This window comes from Halorubrum sp. Eb13 (assembly GCF_002252895.1).
In the GTDB taxonomy this organism is placed as follows: domain Archaea; phylum Halobacteriota; class Halobacteria; order Halobacteriales; family Haloferacaceae; genus Halorubrum.
Genome location: NZ_NHPE01000050.1, coordinates 1 through 15,521 on the forward strand (window position 1 = coordinate 1; position 15,521 = coordinate 15,521).

21 protein-coding genes and 1 pseudogene are annotated in these 15,521 nt (G+C 70.4%); 7 read left to right on the forward strand and 15 right to left on the reverse strand.

What is annotated here, in order from left to right:
• The coding region (locus tag DJ75_RS05590) for a CBS domain-containing protein (RefSeq protein WP_141211983.1) at window positions 1–144 on the forward strand (144 nt) is incomplete at its 5' end.
• A 30-nt stretch (window positions 145–174) separates the two neighbouring features.
• Here the strand turns inward: DJ75_RS05590 and DJ75_RS05595 are convergent.
• Together DJ75_RS05595 and DJ75_RS18550 are read right to left on the reverse strand one after the other, a co-directional pair.
• Complete coding sequence (locus DJ75_RS05595; RefSeq protein ID WP_094523336.1) at window positions 175–375, reverse strand: hypothetical protein; 201 nt, start codon at window positions 373–375, stop codon at window positions 175–177.
• On the reverse strand, window positions 372–521 hold the full coding sequence (locus tag DJ75_RS18550) for a hypothetical protein (protein WP_170938307.1): 150 nt from the start codon (window positions 519–521) through the stop codon (window positions 372–374). Before DJ75_RS18550 ends, DJ75_RS05595 begins: the two co-directional genes overlap by 4 nt.
• 195 nt (window positions 522–716) lie before the next feature.
• On the opposite strand from DJ75_RS18550, the gene DJ75_RS18990 reads away from it, so the two are divergent.
• From DJ75_RS18990 to DJ75_RS05610, 3 genes are all read left to right on the forward strand, one after another.
• Window positions 717–1,037: a hypothetical protein gene (locus DJ75_RS18990; RefSeq protein WP_094523338.1), complete on the forward strand. Its 321-nt coding sequence runs from the start codon at window positions 717–719 to the stop codon at window positions 1,035–1,037.
• Window positions 1,038–1,114: 77 nt separating this feature from the next.
• Window positions 1,115–2,878: a nitrite/sulfite reductase gene (locus DJ75_RS05605; RefSeq protein WP_094523340.1), complete on the forward strand. Its 1,764-nt coding sequence runs from the start codon at window positions 1,115–1,117 to the stop codon at window positions 2,876–2,878.
• Between the two features lie 70 nt (window positions 2,879–2,948).
• Complete coding sequence (locus DJ75_RS05610) at window positions 2,949–3,251, forward strand: DUF6360 family protein (RefSeq protein WP_094523342.1); 303 nt, start codon at window positions 2,949–2,951, stop codon at window positions 3,249–3,251.
• Window positions 3,252–3,256: 5 nt separating this feature from the next.
• Here DJ75_RS05610 and purM read toward each other — a convergent pair whose 3' ends face one another.
• The 3 genes from purM to DJ75_RS05625 all read right to left on the reverse strand — a co-directional run bounded on the left by purM (window position 3,257) and on the right by DJ75_RS05625 (window position 6,863).
• On the reverse strand, window positions 3,257–4,291 hold the full coding sequence (gene purM, locus DJ75_RS05615; protein WP_094523344.1) for a phosphoribosylformylglycinamidine cyclo-ligase: 1,035 nt from the start codon (window positions 4,289–4,291) through the stop codon (window positions 3,257–3,259).
• Between the two features lie 75 nt (window positions 4,292–4,366).
• Window positions 4,367–5,035 carry a metalloprotease gene (locus DJ75_RS05620; protein WP_094523372.1) on the reverse strand — a complete coding sequence of 223 codons (669 nt, stop codon included), beginning with the start codon at window positions 5,033–5,035 and terminating at the stop codon, window positions 4,367–4,369.
• Between the two features lie 25 nt (window positions 5,036–5,060).
• Window positions 5,061–6,863, reverse strand: a complete 1,803-nt coding sequence (locus DJ75_RS05625; protein WP_094523346.1) for a TraB/GumN family protein — start codon at window positions 6,861–6,863, stop codon at window positions 5,061–5,063.
• 109 nt (window positions 6,864–6,972) lie between these two features.
• Between DJ75_RS05625 and DJ75_RS05630 the strand changes: the two genes are divergently transcribed.
• The 3 genes from DJ75_RS05630 to DJ75_RS05640 all read left to right on the forward strand — a co-directional run bounded on the left by DJ75_RS05630 (window position 6,973) and on the right by DJ75_RS05640 (window position 8,736).
• The gene (locus DJ75_RS05630) at window positions 6,973–7,662 is read left to right on the forward strand and encodes a winged helix-turn-helix domain-containing protein (protein ID WP_094523348.1); all 690 of its coding nucleotides are present in this window, start codon (window positions 6,973–6,975) and stop codon (window positions 7,660–7,662) included.
• A gap of 93 nt (window positions 7,663–7,755) precedes the next feature.
• Window positions 7,756–8,208 carry a bifunctional nuclease family protein gene (locus tag DJ75_RS05635; protein ID WP_094523350.1) on the forward strand — a complete coding sequence of 151 codons (453 nt, stop codon included), beginning with the start codon at window positions 7,756–7,758 and terminating at the stop codon, window positions 8,206–8,208.
• A gap of 45 nt (window positions 8,209–8,253) precedes the next feature.
• The gene (locus tag DJ75_RS05640; RefSeq protein ID WP_094523352.1) at window positions 8,254–8,736 is read left to right on the forward strand and encodes an acyl-CoA thioesterase; all 483 of its coding nucleotides are present in this window, start codon (window positions 8,254–8,256) and stop codon (window positions 8,734–8,736) included.
• Window positions 8,737–8,751: 15 nt separating this feature from the next.
• On the opposite strand, the gene DJ75_RS05645 is transcribed toward DJ75_RS05640, so the two are convergent.
• The 10 genes and pseudogenes from DJ75_RS05645 to DJ75_RS05690 all read right to left on the reverse strand — a co-directional run.
• A complete protein-coding gene (locus DJ75_RS05645; protein WP_094523354.1) occupies window positions 8,752–9,318 on the reverse strand; it encodes a DUF123 domain-containing protein in 567 nt (188 codons plus the stop codon).
• Complete coding sequence (locus tag DJ75_RS05650; RefSeq protein WP_094523356.1) at window positions 9,315–9,749, reverse strand: DUF393 domain-containing protein; 435 nt, start codon at window positions 9,747–9,749, stop codon at window positions 9,315–9,317. The genes DJ75_RS05645 and DJ75_RS05650 overlap by 4 nt, the downstream gene beginning before the upstream one ends.
• A gap of 85 nt (window positions 9,750–9,834) precedes the next feature.
• Window positions 9,835–10,119, reverse strand: coding sequence for a hypothetical protein (locus DJ75_RS05655; protein WP_094523358.1), 285 nt, complete (start codon window positions 10,117–10,119; stop codon window positions 9,835–9,837).
• Window positions 10,120–10,282: 163 nt separating this feature from the next.
• Window positions 10,283–11,359, reverse strand: a complete 1,077-nt coding sequence (locus tag DJ75_RS05660; RefSeq protein WP_094523360.1) for a metal ABC transporter permease — start codon at window positions 11,357–11,359, stop codon at window positions 10,283–10,285.
• Window positions 11,359–12,099: a metal ABC transporter ATP-binding protein gene (locus tag DJ75_RS05665; protein ID WP_094523362.1), complete on the reverse strand. Its 741-nt coding sequence runs from the start codon at window positions 12,097–12,099 to the stop codon at window positions 11,359–11,361. The genes DJ75_RS05660 and DJ75_RS05665 overlap by 1 nt, the downstream gene beginning before the upstream one ends.
• 115 nt (window positions 12,100–12,214) lie before the next feature.
• Window positions 12,215–13,252, reverse strand: coding sequence for a metal ABC transporter solute-binding protein, Zn/Mn family (locus tag DJ75_RS05670; protein ID WP_094523364.1), 1,038 nt, complete (start codon window positions 13,250–13,252; stop codon window positions 12,215–12,217).
• A 142-nt stretch (window positions 13,253–13,394) separates the two neighbouring features.
• Window positions 13,395–13,916, reverse strand: a pseudogene (locus tag DJ75_RS05675) (YbaK/EbsC family protein); the annotation flags it as partial.
• 89 nt (window positions 13,917–14,005) lie between these two features.
• Window positions 14,006–14,731, reverse strand: a complete 726-nt coding sequence (locus DJ75_RS05680) for a ribosome assembly factor SBDS (RefSeq protein ID WP_094523368.1) — start codon at window positions 14,729–14,731, stop codon at window positions 14,006–14,008.
• An 88-nt stretch (window positions 14,732–14,819) separates the two neighbouring features.
• Window positions 14,820–15,008 (reverse strand): hypothetical protein, encoded by a 189-nt coding sequence (locus tag DJ75_RS05685; RefSeq protein WP_094523370.1) that lies wholly within the window; start codon window positions 15,006–15,008, stop codon window positions 14,820–14,822.
• A gap of 137 nt (window positions 15,009–15,145) precedes the next feature.
• The coding region (locus tag DJ75_RS05690; RefSeq protein ID WP_176451050.1) for an ASPIC/UnbV domain-containing protein at window positions 15,146–15,521 on the reverse strand (376 nt) is incomplete at its 5' end.

Consider the following 15,521-nt stretch of genomic DNA (forward strand, 5'->3'; position numbering starts at 1 on the left):
GAGTCGTTCCCCACGGTCGCACCCGGCGCGACCGTCGACGAGGTCCGGAACCTGCTGGACCACTACAAGGCGGTGATGGTCACCGACGGCGGCGAGACGGTCGGGATCATCACCGAGGCGGACATCGCCGCGCACCTGTCGTAACCGGACCGCGGCCGACGATCGGCCGTCCCGCTACGCGTCCCGCTCCGCCTCCCGCCGCTCCGAAAGGTGTTCCCAGATCTCCGTACACCCGACCCCGTCATCGATGTCGTCGAGATGTTCCGTGCCATCGCCCTCCTGAGTCTGTTCCGGCTCAGTCTCCGGGTCGGCGTCATCACTGGACTCGGTCTCCGGCTCGTCGTCGCCTGCGCTCGACGCGGATCGATCTGTCATCGCTCTCGCGGAACGTCCTCGAAGAGCTCGGGAGCGACGTCCGCGGAGGTGTGCTGTCGGTTGACTCTTTCGTCATCGGTATCGACGGATCGATCGACGGCACGATCGGGGGTCGGATCCATCATCGCGTCGAGGTACGACTCCATCGATCATAAGCCTCGTCACACGAGTAAATCGAACCACTACTCCATGGTACCGGAAAGGAATTCCGGTATCCGTGACTGACGTACCCCCTCCAACCCGACCGTAGTCGGGCGGTTCCCCGTCATCTCGGCGTTATCAACCGCGTCCGCGTTTGCGAGCATCGGCACCGTTTGATTCGTCGAGACCGAACCCGGTGTGTGACCACCCGCTTACGCGTCCTCGATGACGGGGCGTGGCTATCCATCGACGACACCCGAGAAGTGCGTGTTAGCGAACTCTGGCGCCTCGACGCGCCCGGTTTCTGTGACTGCGATCTCGCCGATCTGGTCGTCGAGAACTTCCAGACGGTCGGCGTCGACGGGGCGACGATCGAGACTCGCGTCCATGGCCAGTGTATCGCGTGTGGCGTGACGGGAACGACGGCCTGGCTGCCGGTTGGACGGATACGGGACGGTGAGTTCGTCGAATTCGACCGATCGTCGGTTCGACGTTCGCGGACGGCAAACCACCGGCAATAACCGCCTCTGAAATAAACCACCGGGGAAGGTTGACTCCACGCGGTCACCTATGTGGGCGTCGGGTGTAGCCGACAACGATGCCAACAGACGTCGAGAACTGGAAGTCGGAGGTCTACGGGAACGAGGTTCGTGACCGCCTATTCGAGTTCGCCGAGCAGGGGTACGACTCGATCCCGGACGACGAGCGGGACGCCTGGTTCGAGCGGTTCAAGTGGTGGGGGCTGTACCACCAGCGGAACGGACAGGAGGGGTACTTCATGATGCGGATCGGGACCCCGAACGGCGTGCTCGAGCCGGGGCAGCTCCGTACGGTCGGCGAGATCGCCGACGAGTACGCCCGTGGCCCGGGGACGAATCCGATCTTCGGCGACGCGTACGCCGACTTCACCACCCGTCAGTCGATCCAACTGCACTGGATCGAGCTCTCGGACGTGCCGGCGGTCTTCGAGAAACTGGCGGCGAACGGACTCTCGACGCAGCAGGCGTGTGGGGACTCGTGGCGGAACATCGTCGGCAATCCGGTCGCCGGGAAGGACGGCCAGGAGGTCGTCGACGCGTGGCCGGTCATCCGCGAACTCAACGAGACGTTCAAAGGGAACGACGATCACACCAACCTACCGCGGAAGTGGAAGGTGTCCGTGACGGGCTCCGCCGACGGCTCCGGACAGGGCGATATCAATGACCTCGCGTTCGAGCCCGCTTATAAGCAGGTCGAGACGGACGGGGCCGAAAGCGAGGACGCCGTCGGCTTCAACGTCCGCGTCGGCGGGGGGCTCGCCCGCAACGAACCGCGCCTCGCCCGCGACATCGACGTCTGGGTCCCGCCGGAGCAGGTCTCGGCCGTCGCCGGCGGCCTCTCCGCGCTCTTCCGTGATTACGGCGATCGTGAGGACCGATACAACGCCCGCGTGAAGTTCCTCGTCGACGAGTGGGGAGCGGAGACGGTCCGCGAGACCCTTCAGGAGGAGTACGTCAATTTCGAACTGGAGACCGCCGGCCGGGACGTCCGCGAGGAGTACACCTACAACGCGGGCGAGGGCGAACGGAACGACCTGATCGGCGTTTACGATCAGAAGGACGGGCGGAACTTCGTGGGTCTGAACGTGCTCGTGGGCCGAATGGGTGCGGCCGACGTCCTCGACCTCGCCGACCTCGCCGAGGAGCACGGCTCGGGCGAGGTCCGACTCTCCCAGCGACAGAACGTCATCCTCACCGACGTGCCCGACGCGGAACTCGACGACCTCCTCGACGAGCCGTTGCTCGACCACTACTCGCCGGATCCGTCGCCGTTCATGCGGGGCTCCGTCGCGTGTACCGGGACCGAGTTCTGCTCGCTGTCGATCGTCGAGACCAAGAACCGGCAGGTCCGCTTCGCCCGGTGGCTAAAGGGGAACGTCGACCTCCCGGACGGCGTCGACGAGTTCCACATCCACCTGTCCGGCTGTACGGCGTCGTGCGCGCAGCCGCAGATCGCCGACGTGAGCCTGCGCGGCATGAAGACTAGGAAGGACGGCGACCCGGTGGAAGCGCTCGACGTCGGCCTCGGCGGCGGCCTCGGCGAGAACCCCCAGTTCGCCCGCTGGGTAACCCAACGCGTCCCGGTCGACGAGGTCCCGGGCGCGATCGCGAACCTGATCGAGAGCTTCGCCGCCCGGCGCGAGGACGGCGAGTCGTTCCGCGCCTTCGTCGCCCGCCACGACGACGACGAACTCGACGCCCTCGTGGACCCGGAGGAGACCGACTACGACGACCCGATGATGCACAACACGAAGCGTACGTGGTACCCGTACGCCGAGAACGACGGGATCGACGAGGGGCCGCCGGTGCCGGCGGACGACTGACGATGCAGGCCTCGACGACACCCACGACGGCGACGTCCCCGACGCCTTCGACGACGCCGAGGGCGAGCGAATGAGCAACCGCCTGCTCCGCGTGAACGCCTACACCACGCTCGACCTCGTCGACGGGCGGGTTCGCGGTCACGACTTCGAGGAGGACGCGCCTGGCGTCGTGAACGTCACCGCGCCGCGAGAGGAACCGGACCACGTGACGCTGCAGGTCGAACTCGACGACACCGCGTTCGATTCCCTTCCGGCACACGCCGACGAGATCGAACTCTCCGCGGCACAGGCGAGAGCGCTCGCCGAGGCGCTGGAGTCGACTGCGGACCGAGTCGCGGCCGCTCTCGACGAGACGGCCGACGACGCGGACTGACGCGCTTACAGTTCGAGTCCTCGGATCGCGACTGCTCCGGACGGCTCCCCGGTCTCGCCGCCGTCGGCATCTGCTACCCGGCCGATCACGCGCCCGTTTGTCTCGGCCGCCAGCGACTCGGCGTCGTCGGGGTCGAGGGCGGCGACGAAGCCGGTGCCCATGTTGAACGTCCGGTGCATCTCCTCGTCGGAGACGCTCCCCTCGGACTGCACGAACTCGAAGACGGGCTGGGGGTCGAAGGCGTCCTCGACGACGTACCGGTGGTCGCCGAGCCGCGTCAGGTTCGTCCAGCCGCCGCCGGTGACGTGGGCCGCGCCGCGCACGTCGCGTTCGCGCATCGGGTCGAGCAGGTCGGTGTAGATCCGAGTCGGCTCCAAGAGCACCTCGCCGACCGTCTCGTAGCCGTCGAACGGGCAGGGGTCGTCGTAGTCGTGGTTCCGCGTGGCGGCTTCGCGGGCGAGCGTGAGCCCGTTGGAGTGGATCCCAGAGGAGCGCCAGCCGACCAGCGCGTCGCCCGGCCGCGCCTCGCCGTCGAAGACGGCGTCCTTCGCGGCGAGTCCGGCGCAGGTGCCCGCCAGGTCGAGTCCCCGGATCACGTCCGGCATCACCGCCGTCTCGCCGCCGACGAGCTCCATGTCCGCCAGCTCGGCGCCGCGGGCGAGGCCGTCGCCGACCTGCTCGGCGAACCGCTCGTCCGGCTCGTCGACCGCGAGGTAGTCGACGAAGGCGACGGGGCGGACGCCGGCGGCGACCAGGTCGTTGACGTTCATCGCGATGCAGTCGATGCCGACCGTCGAGTAGTCGCCGAGCGCCTCGGCGACGAGGAGCTTCGTCCCGACGCCGTCGGTCGCGAGCGCGAGGTACCGATCGCCGATGTCGAGGAGGCCGGCGTAGTCGCCCTCGGCCTCGCCGACCGCGCCGATCAGCGCCGCGGTCGCCGCCTCGCTCGCGTCGATGTCGACGCCCGCGTCGGCGTACGTGAGTTCGTCGTCGCCCTCGTCCGCTTCTCCCCCCGTCTCGTCGCCGTCGCCCTCGGTCATGTGTGTCGAGGGACGCCCGCGGAGCAAAAGCGCACCGTTCCGGCCGGCGCGACCGCCCCCGTCGCGTCGCTCCCCTCAGAACGGCCCGCCGAAGCCGAGCCCGCCGACGAAGACCAGGCCGATCGTGAGCAGGACGGAGACGACGAAGAAGCCGACCCACACGCCCTTGCTCCAGTCGAACACGGTCTTCCCGTCGAGCGGGCCGTACGGGATCAGGTTGAACGCCGCGAGGAAGACGTTGATCGCGATCCCGCGGGAGCCGATCAGGGTGATCACGGGGCTGCCGACGACGGGACCGAGCAGGAACGCCGGGAGGAAGACGAGGGTGAGAAGCAGATTGACGACCGGGCCGGCGAGCGCGATGTGGCCGTGCTCTCGCGGCGTCAGGCGACCGCGGTGGTGGACCGCGCCGGGCGCGGCGAAGATGAATCCGAGGAGCGAGCTCATCACGGCCAGAAACAGCATGCTGTTGTCGGCCCGGAACTCGGCCACCTGGTCGTAGTGGACCGCGACGACCTTGTGCGCGATCTCGTGGAGGAGGAACGCGACGCCCGCGGTGAGGAGGCCGACGAGCAGCGGCGGGAGCACCCCCGCGGCGAGGAGCCGGCCGAAGCCGGCGGTGCCGTTGACGAAGAAGAACGTGAACGCGACGCCGAGCGCGAGCCACGCGACGAGCAGGTCGCGCAGCTCCGTGCCGCTGAAATAGAGGCCGGCGATCCGGCGACCGCGGAAGGCGGAGCTCACGCGCCACCCCCGACGGCGGACCGAGTCACGCCCCACCACCGCCCAGGATGGCGTTCCGTATCAGCTCCGCGCCGGTGCCGGCGCCGTCGATCATGAGGCGGCCGACCTCGTCGACGCCGCCGACCTCGGCGCCGAACATCGCCGGGATCACGTAGACGGCGAACAGGAAGCTCGCGACGATGCTGCCGACGTTCGTCATCGCGACGACGACGATGAGCTTGAACAGCGGGACGTCGAGCATCGCCGAGACCAGCTCGGAGGGCGACCGCGTCTCGTCCGAGAGCAGCTCGTTGAGCGTCCCGATGTCGCCGACGTTCACCGTGAGGTGGCGGAGCTCGACGTAGCCGGTGAACCAGCCGGGCGCGAGCACCGGGTTGATCGAGGTCATCCACGCGACCGCGCCCCCGACGCCCGCGGCGGTCCACCGCGCGCCGGCGACCTTCGCGAAGGCGAAGGCGAACGCGCCGTTGATGAGGAACCACGCGCCGAACAGCCGGAACAGGAAGGCGTTCTCGACGCCCGCCAGCGCGAGCAGGACGAAGAAGCCGACGAAGCCGACGGTGATCGCGTAGCCGACCGCCTTCTTCCACGGTAGCCTGCTCCCGCCGCGTTCCCGGCCGACGAGCTCCTCCATCGGCGGGAGCGTCTCGGGGCTCGCGAGGTATCGCTCGATCCCCGTCTGATGCCCCGCGCCGACGACGGCGACGACGTCCTTGCCGGCGTCGCGGAGGGCGACGAGCCGGTGGGCGATGAACGCGTCCCGCTCGTCGATGAGCGCCTCGGCGCCGCCCGGCGAGAACTGGCGGAACTCCTCCATCATCATCGTCACCACGTCGGTGTCGGTGAGCTCCTCGACGCCGAGCTCCTCGATGCCGCCGTGCTCCGGCTCGCCGCCGCGGTCGGTCAGGCCGAGCAGCGCCGCCACGACGACGCCGAGCGTCAGCCCGAGCGAGACCCCGAGTCCGAGACTGCCGATCGCCGTCACGGCGAAGCCGCCGAGGTACGTCGAGACGAGCCCGTTCGCGACGCCGGAGGCCGCCGCGGCCACCCCGGCGCCGACGCCGAGCCCGCTCGCCGCGTAGAGGCGGCCGTCCGGGGAGAGCGCCAGCTTCCCGACCTGATCGACGGCGATCCCGGCGGCGACGGCGACGAGGACGCCCGCGGTCACGCGCGTCAGCAGCGCGGTGGTCACTCCGAAACTGCCGCCGAACAGGCCGATCGCCGGCCCCGCGAGGACCCCGACGAACAGCCCCGCGAGCACGCCGACGATCCGCGAGTCGGTGACGCCGAACGCGAGCCCGCCGACCATCCGGAGCTTTTCCGTGACCGTCATTCGCGCCCAGAAGCGCTGGATCGTCGTCTGGATGTCACGGTCGACGAGGGCGACGTCGATCCCGAGCCCCTCGGCGACGTCGATGGCCGCGCGCATGTCAGCGCCCGGTTCGATGTCGAAGCGCTCGCCGAGCTGGGTCTGGACGTACGAGAGCATCCAGTAGGCGAGGAACTGGAAGACGGTGTTGCCGCGCAGGAGGTCGCTCGCATCGAGGTCGTCAGGCGTCTCGCCCTGCAGCTGACGGTACCGCCCCTCGTCGAGCTCGACCGCGACGACGTCGGGGCGCTCGCGATCGATCGTCTCCTCGACCTCGTCGACCGAGCGCTCGGAGACGTGCGCGGTGCCGACGACGGTCACGGAGCCGGCCGCGCCCCCGTCGCCGTCGCCGTCGCTCCCGCCGGACCCGGGTGCCTCGTCGGGCCCGGACGCCGCCGCGGGGTCGCTCGCCGTCGGGGGCACGGACGCGCCGTCGGAGCCCCCTGGCGTCTCTGTCATTGCCGTGACGTACCCCCTCGCCGCGTTTAGGGTTTGTGAGTCGATATCGGATCGTCGGGCGCGTAACCGATCCAACAAATTTGTATCCTCACGGCGTAGAGTGGCGATCATGTCGCGGCTGTTGCCCTCCCTACCCGACGCGACGCCCGAGGACCGAGAACCGCGGGTCGTGGGCGTCGACGACGAGGACGCGGACGATCTCATCGCCGCGCTCGGCTCCGAGACCGCTCGCGAGATCCTCACCCACCTCCACAACGAGCCGGCGACGAAGTCCGAGCTCGCGGCCGAGGTCGACACGTCGCTCCAGAACGTGCAGTACCACCTCTCGAAGCTCGACGGCGCCGACCTCGTCGACGTCGTCGACACGACCTACTCCGAGAAGGGCCGCGAGATGGACGTGTACGCCGCCGCCGACGAGCCCCTCGTGCTGTTCGCCGGCGGCGATGAGGAGTCGGCCGGGATCAAGAGCGCGCTGATGCGGCTGCTCGGGGGGTACGGCCTCATCGGACTGGCGGCCGTCGCGGCCCAGCGCCTCCTCTCGGTGGCGGGACCGACGGCCCGCGTGACGACCACGACCGGGGGCGACGACGCCGGCGTCACCGCGGAGCAGTCCGGGGGAGACGGCGGGGGAGCCGCCGACGGCGGCGACGCGGCGGTCGACGGCACGGTCGAGTACGTCGTCGACCCGCTCGCCGAGTACGCCGTCTCGCTGCTCGAACCGGGCGTCGTCTTCTTCATCGGCGCGGCGCTCGTCTTCACGGTCGCGTGGGCGTACTGGTACCGGACGAGCGGGGCCTGAGGCGGGAGCCCGCCGAGGGCGGGAGCGCTCCGCTGGCGCCGAGCGGCGTCGCCCGTGGGACAGCTATTCATGCCGCCGCCACCACGATCCGGTATGGAACACGAAGCCGAGGTCGTCGGGGTCGGAGCGGGCTCCGCGCCGGGCGGCGACGTGCCGGCGGTCATCCTCTCGGTCCGCGACGAGTACGTCCCGATCTTCGTCAGCGCCGACCAGGCGCAGTCGATCGGGATGGCGCTGGAGGGCGAGCCGTTCGACCGGCCGTTGACGCACGATCTGCTCGTCGACATCCTCACCGAGTTCGGCGGGGCGATCGACCGCGTCCGGGTGGACGACCTCCGCGACGGCACCTTCTACGCGAAGGTCGACGCGGAGCGGTACGACGACGGCGAGCCGGAGCGGTTCGTCTTCGACGCGCGCCCCTCCGACGCGCTCGCGCTCGCCGTCCGGATCGACTGCCCCGTCATCGTCTCCGACGAGGTGGTCGACGAGGCCGGTCGCTCCCCGGACTCCGTCCGCTTCGACGACGGACCCCAAGACGGCTCCTGACGACGAGAGCCGGAGGTTCAAGTCGCCCGCCTCCCCACCGCCGGTATGGACGAGACGGCGACCGTCGCGGAGTCGTACACCGAGATGACCGAGATGCTGCTGCCGAACGACACGAACAACCTCGGGCGGGCGCTCGGAGGCGCCGTTCTCCACTGGATGGACATCTGCGGCGCGATCGCCGGGATGCGCTTCTCGAACCGGCAGGTCGTCACCGCCTCGATGGACCACGTCGACTTCATCGCCCCCATCGAGATGGGCGAGGTCGCCGTGATCGAGGGGTACGTGTTCAACGTCGGGCGCACGAGCCTCGACGTGAAGGTCGACGTGCGCGCGGAGAACCCCCGAACCGACGAGCAACGGCGCACGACGACCTCCTACTTCACTTTCGTCGCGCTCGACGAGGGGGGCGCCCCGGCGAGCGTCCCGGAGCTGACCTGTCCGACGCCGGAGGAGGAGGCCCTGCGCGACGAGGCGGTCGAGGGACGGCGCGAACAGCTCAGCGACATCGTCGAGCGGTACGACCTCTGATCGACGATCGGGGGCCTACTCGCCGTCGACGACGTCGACCCGAGCGGCGCGCTCGGCGGTCGCGTCGTCGTCGCCGGGCGCTTCGCCGCCGGGCCCGACGGAACCGGCCGATCCGACCGCCGCCTCGTGCGCGTCCCTGACCCGCGCGCCGAACTCGTCGAGGGTGCGACCCGCCTCCGCGGCGGCGAGGTGGCTGGCGCAGTCGCAGTCGGACGCGCCGAAGCCGTCGACCGGGCCCGGCGGGAGGCGCTCGGCGACCGCGCACTCGACGTCGGCGCCGACGCTCCGAACGACGCGGTCGATCCGGGCGTCCGGGTGACCGAGCAGGTGGTCGACGTGCCAGTGGCGGACGCTGTGCTCGCCGCGCGCGGTCCGCCGGTGGCGGTCGACGCGGGAGAACCCGCCCGCGCCGAGCGCGCTGCCGGTGTACGCGTAGCGGCCGGCGCCGAAGCGGCGCTCCCCGAGCGCGCCGACGCCGATCTCGGCGGAAGCCGCGAACTCGACGAGGAGGGTGTACGTGCCGCCGGTCGAGTCGGCGACCGATCCGTCGCGCTCGGGGTCGCCGGCGCCGTCCCCGCTCACGACAGCGCCTCCGGCGGGGCGCTCGCGGCGGGGCGGAGGTCGTCGACGAGGTCGCGCGCCGCGTCGGTCAGGCGGTACGTCTCGTGGACGTCGGCGGGGTCGCGCCCGCGGCCCGACAGGGTCCCGACGACGTCGGCGATCCGGTCGTAGTTGTCGCGGACGAGTCCGCCGACGATCCCCGGAGTGCCCGCGCGGTCGGCGAGCTCTTCGGCCGCCGAGCGCCCGGCGTACACCCGGCGGCGGCCGGGGTCGACGAGCACCATCGCGAACGGGCGCGAGCCGAACTGCGCCTCGAGGAACGGGCCGACCGGGTCGGCCTCCCACGGCACCGCGACGACGCCCTCCAGTCGGCGGAGCGCGAGCGCCGCGACCGAGCAGTACGGACAGTCGCCGTCGAAGATCAGCACCGGCGCGTCCGAGTCGTGACTCATGATGATCGGTAGGTGCCACGGCGGCTTAAGCGACCGGCCGGCGGGCCGAAGCGCCGCGAGAAACGGGGCGAAAAACGCGAGTGTCTCAGTGCGAGTGGCCGAGCGCGTCCTCCAGCGACTGCCCGAACCGGTCCTCGAACAGCTCCGCGGCCGTCTCGTTCATCTCCGCGATGTCCTCCGGCACGTCGCCCTCGCTGTGGTGGACGATGACGTGCGCCTGCTGGGCCATCGCCTGCACCACGACATCGCTGACGACGCGGGTGCCCTGCTCGCCCTGCTCGCTGAGCACGTCGACGAGACCGGCGGGCAGTTCGAACGACTCCTCGTCACCGTCGGGACCGGTGATCGTGTAGGTTTCCGTATCTCCCATACGTCTCGGTCGCGGTCGGGACATAAGGGTCTGTGGAAAACGCGCGTGGCGGACGCACGCGCGTGTCGAGTCCGGCGAGCCGGGCTTCTCCGCGCCCGCCGCCATCGCCGTCCTCCCCGCTATCGCCGCCCTCGCCGCTATTCCCGCCCTCGTCGCCCGGCGGCTACCCGTGCGCCGAGATGGCCGTCACCGAGAAGCCGGAGAGCGCGATGCTCGCGAGGTAGACTGCGATCGCGGTGACGACGATCGAGCCCCCGGAGGGGAGGCCGAGCCCGATGGAGACGGCGAAGCCGCCGAGCACGGAGACCTGGCCGAAGATGACGCCGAGGTACGTCGTCTCACGGAAGCTCCGCGCGACCTGCGAGGCGGCCGCGACGGGGACGACGAGCATCGCGGCGACGAGGATGACGCCGAGCACCTGCATCGCGCCGACGACGACCACCGCGGTCAGCACGACGAGCAGCGTGTTGTAGCCGGTGACGTTGAGCTGGGCGACGCGCGCCGCCTGCTCGTCGAAGGTGATGAAGAGGAGCTGTTTGTACGTCAGCGCCACGCCGGCGACGACGAGCAGCGAGAGCGCGCCCATCAGCCGCGCGCCCTCGGCGGTGACGATCGCGAGGTTCCCGAACAGGTACCCCTCGATGTTGATGGCGGTCAGCCCGCGCCCGTAGCTGACGATCAGGGTGCCGACCGCGAAGCTCCCGCTGAGCATGATCGCGATCGGCACGTCGCCGTAGGCGTCGGTGCGCTCCGTGAGCCACTGGACGGCGAGCGCCCCCGCGATCGCGACGACGAGCGCGACGAGCAGGAGCGAACTGTCCCAGCCGGTCGACGCGTTGACGAGGATGCCGATCGCGACCCCCGCGAACGCCGTGTGCGCCAGCGTCTCCCCGATCAGCGCCATCTCCCGGTGGACGAGGAAGGAGCCGACGAGCGGCGCGACGACGCCGACGAGCACGCCGACGGCCATCGACTGCCACATGATCGGGTGCCGGAACACGTTCGTGCCGAACGCGGCGTCCATCCCCCGCCCGAGCGCCCGGAACGCGGCGTAGAGGTCGCCCATGACCGGGAGGTCCCGCGCCCAGTAGAGGAGGAGGAACGCGAGCATGCCGACCGCGACGACCGCCGTGAGCCCGAGCGCGGCGACCTCGGCCGTGCGTCGGAGTCCGCGGTCGGGCCTCGCGTCCGCGGTCGGGTTCGCCTCCCCCCCGCCGTCCGCGGCCGTGGTCCCGCTCATCAGTGGTGGTGGTGGACGACCTGTCCGGTCGCGCCGTACGCCTCCGAGAGGGCATCGCTCTCGACGAACGACTCGGTGTCGCCGTGGTGGTACAGCTCGGTGTTGATGCAGGCGATGCGGTTCGCGCGGTCGGTGACGACGCCGATGTCGTGCTCGATGAGGATGATGGTGATCCCGTCGTCGTTCAGCTCGTCGAGGAGCGCGTAGAAGGCGTCGCGCGACTCCGCGTCGACGCCCACGGTCGGCTCGTCGAGCGCGAGGAGGTCCGCGTCGCTCGCGAGGGCGCGAGCGATGTACGCGCGTTGCTTCTGCCCGCCGGACAGCTCGGTGACGAGCCGGTCGGCGAGGTCGCCGATCCCGACCGTCTCGATGGCGTCTGCGACGGCGGCGCGGTCGGCCTCGGAGAGGCGCCCTCGGCCGGCGTGCGCGAACCGGCCCATGGTGACGCACTCGCGAACCGTGACCGGCATCGACCCGCCGCGGCTCGTCGCCTTCTGCGAGACGTAGCCGATCCGCCCGCCGTCGTCGAACTCGTCGACCGGACGGCCGAACAGATCGACGGTCCCCTCGTCCGGTTCGTGGAGCCCGAGCATGAGGTGGAGCAGGGTCGTCTTCCCGGAGCCGTTCGGGCCGACGAGCCCGAGGAACTCCCCCTCCTCGACCGTCAGAGAGACGTCGCTCACGGCGACGGTGTCGCCGTAGGCGAACGTCACGCCGTCGAGGTCGACGATTGCGGTCACTGCGTGTCCCGACTCTGGGTCGTCCGAACGTTTAGCTCTTTTAGTCCGTCGGCGAGGACGGGTCCGGCGGCGGGTGAGGGACCGCCGGCCGGCGCCGACGCGTCGAGGCTCCGACTCACTGCGCCCCGAACGCGCGCTCGAAGGCGGGGACGTTGACCTCGGTCATCTGTTCGAGGTAGCCGTAGCCGGCGTCGTTCCACTCCTCGGTGGTCCCGCCGGCCGGGCTGACGGCCCGCGTCTCCGTCGCGTCGCTGTTCTCGACTATCGTCTCGGCGAGCGTCGTCGACGCGAAGCGGTCGTAGAGTATCGTGTCGATCCCCTCCGCGTTCACCAGTTCGATGGTGTCGGCGATCTCGCCCTGACTCGGCTCGTTCTGCGGCGAGACGCCCACGGGCGAGTGGAGCCGGAACCCGTAGCGCGCCTCCAGGTACTGGAACGAGTTGTGACCCGCGATGACGGCGACGCCGCGCTCGGCGCTCTCGGCGATTGACGCGAAGGCGTCGTCGACGTCGTCGAGTTCCTCCGCGTACGCGGCCGCGTTGTCGGCGTAGGCGTCGGCGTTCTCGGGGTCCGCCTCGCCGAGTCCCGTCGCGATGGTCTCGACCATCCGCCCCGCGAGGACCGGGTCGACCCAGACGTGGGGGTCGTACTGGCGGTCATTTTGGTTTTCCTCGTCGTGATTCTCTTCGTCGTGATTCTCCTCGTCGTGATTCTCCTCGTCGTGATTCTCTTCGTCCTGACTCTCGTGCGAGTGGTCCCAGTCGAGCAGGTCGTCCTCGACGTCGGCGAGCGCGTTGACGACTGCGACGGAGTCGTAATCGGTTTCGAGCGTCGCGGCGAGGTCCTGCGCCCACGCGAACTCGGGGCTGTCGAGGTAGACGAACGCGTCGGTCGAGGCGACGTCCGCGGCGAGGGTCCCGTCCGGCGTCCAGCCGTGCCCGAGGCGGCCGACCTCGACCGGGTCCTCGAAGCTCGCTCGGTCGCCGACGACCTCGTTAGCCCAGTCGTTGAGGGTGAAGAAGGCCGCGTACCCGCCGTCGAACTCGGCGGACCCCTCGTCCGCGGCGCCCGAACAGCCGGCGAGCGAGGTCGCCGCTCCGGCGGCCAACAGTCCGCCTCCGCGCTTCAGCACCGATCGGCGTGAGTGAGTCATACCTATCGATACCAACTGTTAATAGAAAAGTATTGTTATTTCACAACTCATAGTTAATAACACAGGCCGCGAGACCGCGATCGATTGTCAGCGCCGACCGGCGACGCGGTCGCAAAGGCGGTGACGCCGCCGCTCGCCCACACTCCGTCAGATCGACGGTCGTCGCGTCGGCGAGCGCGGCGAGCCGCTCCGGATCGACGGCGAACACCGCGCTCGGCGTCCCGGCCGCGCCGTAGACCGTGTCGTACCCCGCGAGCGTCGGATCGAAGGCGGTCGGGAGCGCGACGTCGTGGCACAGCGGCGGCACGCCGCCGATGCTCCAGCCGACGGTCTCGCGGATCCGCACCGGGTCTGCCATCGTCGCCTCGGCCGCCCCGAAGTGGGCCGCGACCGCGTCGAGGTCGAGCCGGTTCGCGCCGCTGGTGATCGCGGCGACGAGTCGATCGCCGGTGTCTCCGTCGGCGCTGCCGCCGCCACCATCGGCTCCGGTGTCTCCGCCCGAGAGCGACACCACGATCGTGGAGGCGATCGCCGCCGTGTCGCAGCCGACCGCGTCGGCCGCCGAAGCCGCCGTCTCCGTGCCCGCGTCGAACTCCAGGACATCCAGGTCGACGCCGTAGCGGTCCCGCGCCCGTGCCGCGAACTCCGCCGCGCGCTCGTGCATGGAGAAAAGGAGGCCCGCGGCGGAGTATGAAGCTCTCGGCCGCGGCACGTATGGCGGTCGTTCGGGAGAGAAGCGGCGCCGTCGACGACCTACCGCGTCCGGAGCTCGTCTTTGTCCTTAATTACGCGGGCGTCTCCCTCGCCGGACGTGACCTCGTTGACGAGGTCGTACAGGTCGTTCTGCAGGCCGGCCGGGAACGTGAGCACGCCGACCCACGAACCGTCGTTCTGCCACTCCTCGCGCTCCAAGTCGCCGAACTCGCGGATCTGCGCCTGGCCGGAGCCGGCGTAGTCCGCGGGGAGCTGGACCGCCATCGTCACCTCCTCGAACCGGATCGGGATGACGGGCCGGAGCGCCTCGAGCGCGTCGTCGACCTGGTTTTCGACCGGCTCCATCGGGTCGATCTGGAACCCCGCCTCCTCTAGGGCGCGCTCGATCCGCTCCGGCGGGTGCGGGGAGTCGTCCATCTGCGGGTTCACCGCGTTCCGGGTGATGGTGGTGACCAGCTGGTTGTGCTTCCGCTCCATCATCTCCTCGCGCTGCTCGGCGGTGATCTGGATCTCCCCGCGCTCGACGACCTCGGGGATGATCTCCAGCGCGTCCGTCGTGCCGAAGACGGTCTCGAGGTCCTCCTCGGCCGGGCGATCGCCCCGCGAGGCGTTCTCGAACACGTCCTCGGCGGCGATCACGTCCTCCAAGTCGCCGTCGAACTCACCGCGCTTCATCGCGAGCGCCGCGTCCGGGTCGATCAGCACCTCGAACCGTTCGCCGTGCGACTCCAGTCGGGCCGTCACGGCCTCGTCGAGCGAAATCATACTTGGAGATACCACCCCCGCACTGAAAAAGCCTCCCGCGAGATGGAGCCCGCCGATCCCGCGTCCCGGCCGTTGGTCAGCCGTCCCCTCAGGAACGCTCGTCCTCCCAGTCGTCGCGACAGACCTGCGAACAGAAGCGTCGGTGTTCGACGTCGGTGCCGTCGACCCAGGTGACGGTTCGACGGCCGACGCCCAGCGCCGGGCCGCCGCAGGTCGCACAGCGCGGGGCGGACTCCTCGTCGACGTCCTCCTCGAGGTCGGAAGTCGGATCTACCATACCCGTCCGTGCGTCCCCGGACACTTGAACCCGCGAAGGGCGGCAGTTCTGGCCGGGCGATCCGGAGACCGTCCGTCGACGCCGACCGGTCCGGAGAGGAATCACCCCCGTCGCCCCCTCGCGTCCGGTACCGGCCGCTACCGCCCGAGGGGTCGGTCGCCGCGGGGCCGGCGCCCTCCGCCCGGGGGAGATCGCCGCTTCGACGGGTGTTCGACCGCGATCTCCGCGTCGGACGCGGGGTCCGGCAGAATCCGCTCGCGACCGTCCGGCCACCGGACGACGACCCGGCGCGGCGTCGCGCCGCCGAGCCCGAAGTGCGCGACCGGCTCGGTCTGACAGAGGCAGCCGCCGCCCGCGTCGACGGTGCGGCGCTGGATCCCGGCGGTCGTCTCCAGCCTGACGACGGCGCCGCGGGCGGGCGCCCCGTGTCTCGTCGTCGGCCGGACGCGGAGCCACCCGGCGTCGGCGGCGCCCGGGACCTCGTAGGCCGCGATCGGCTGCGCGGCGACCTCG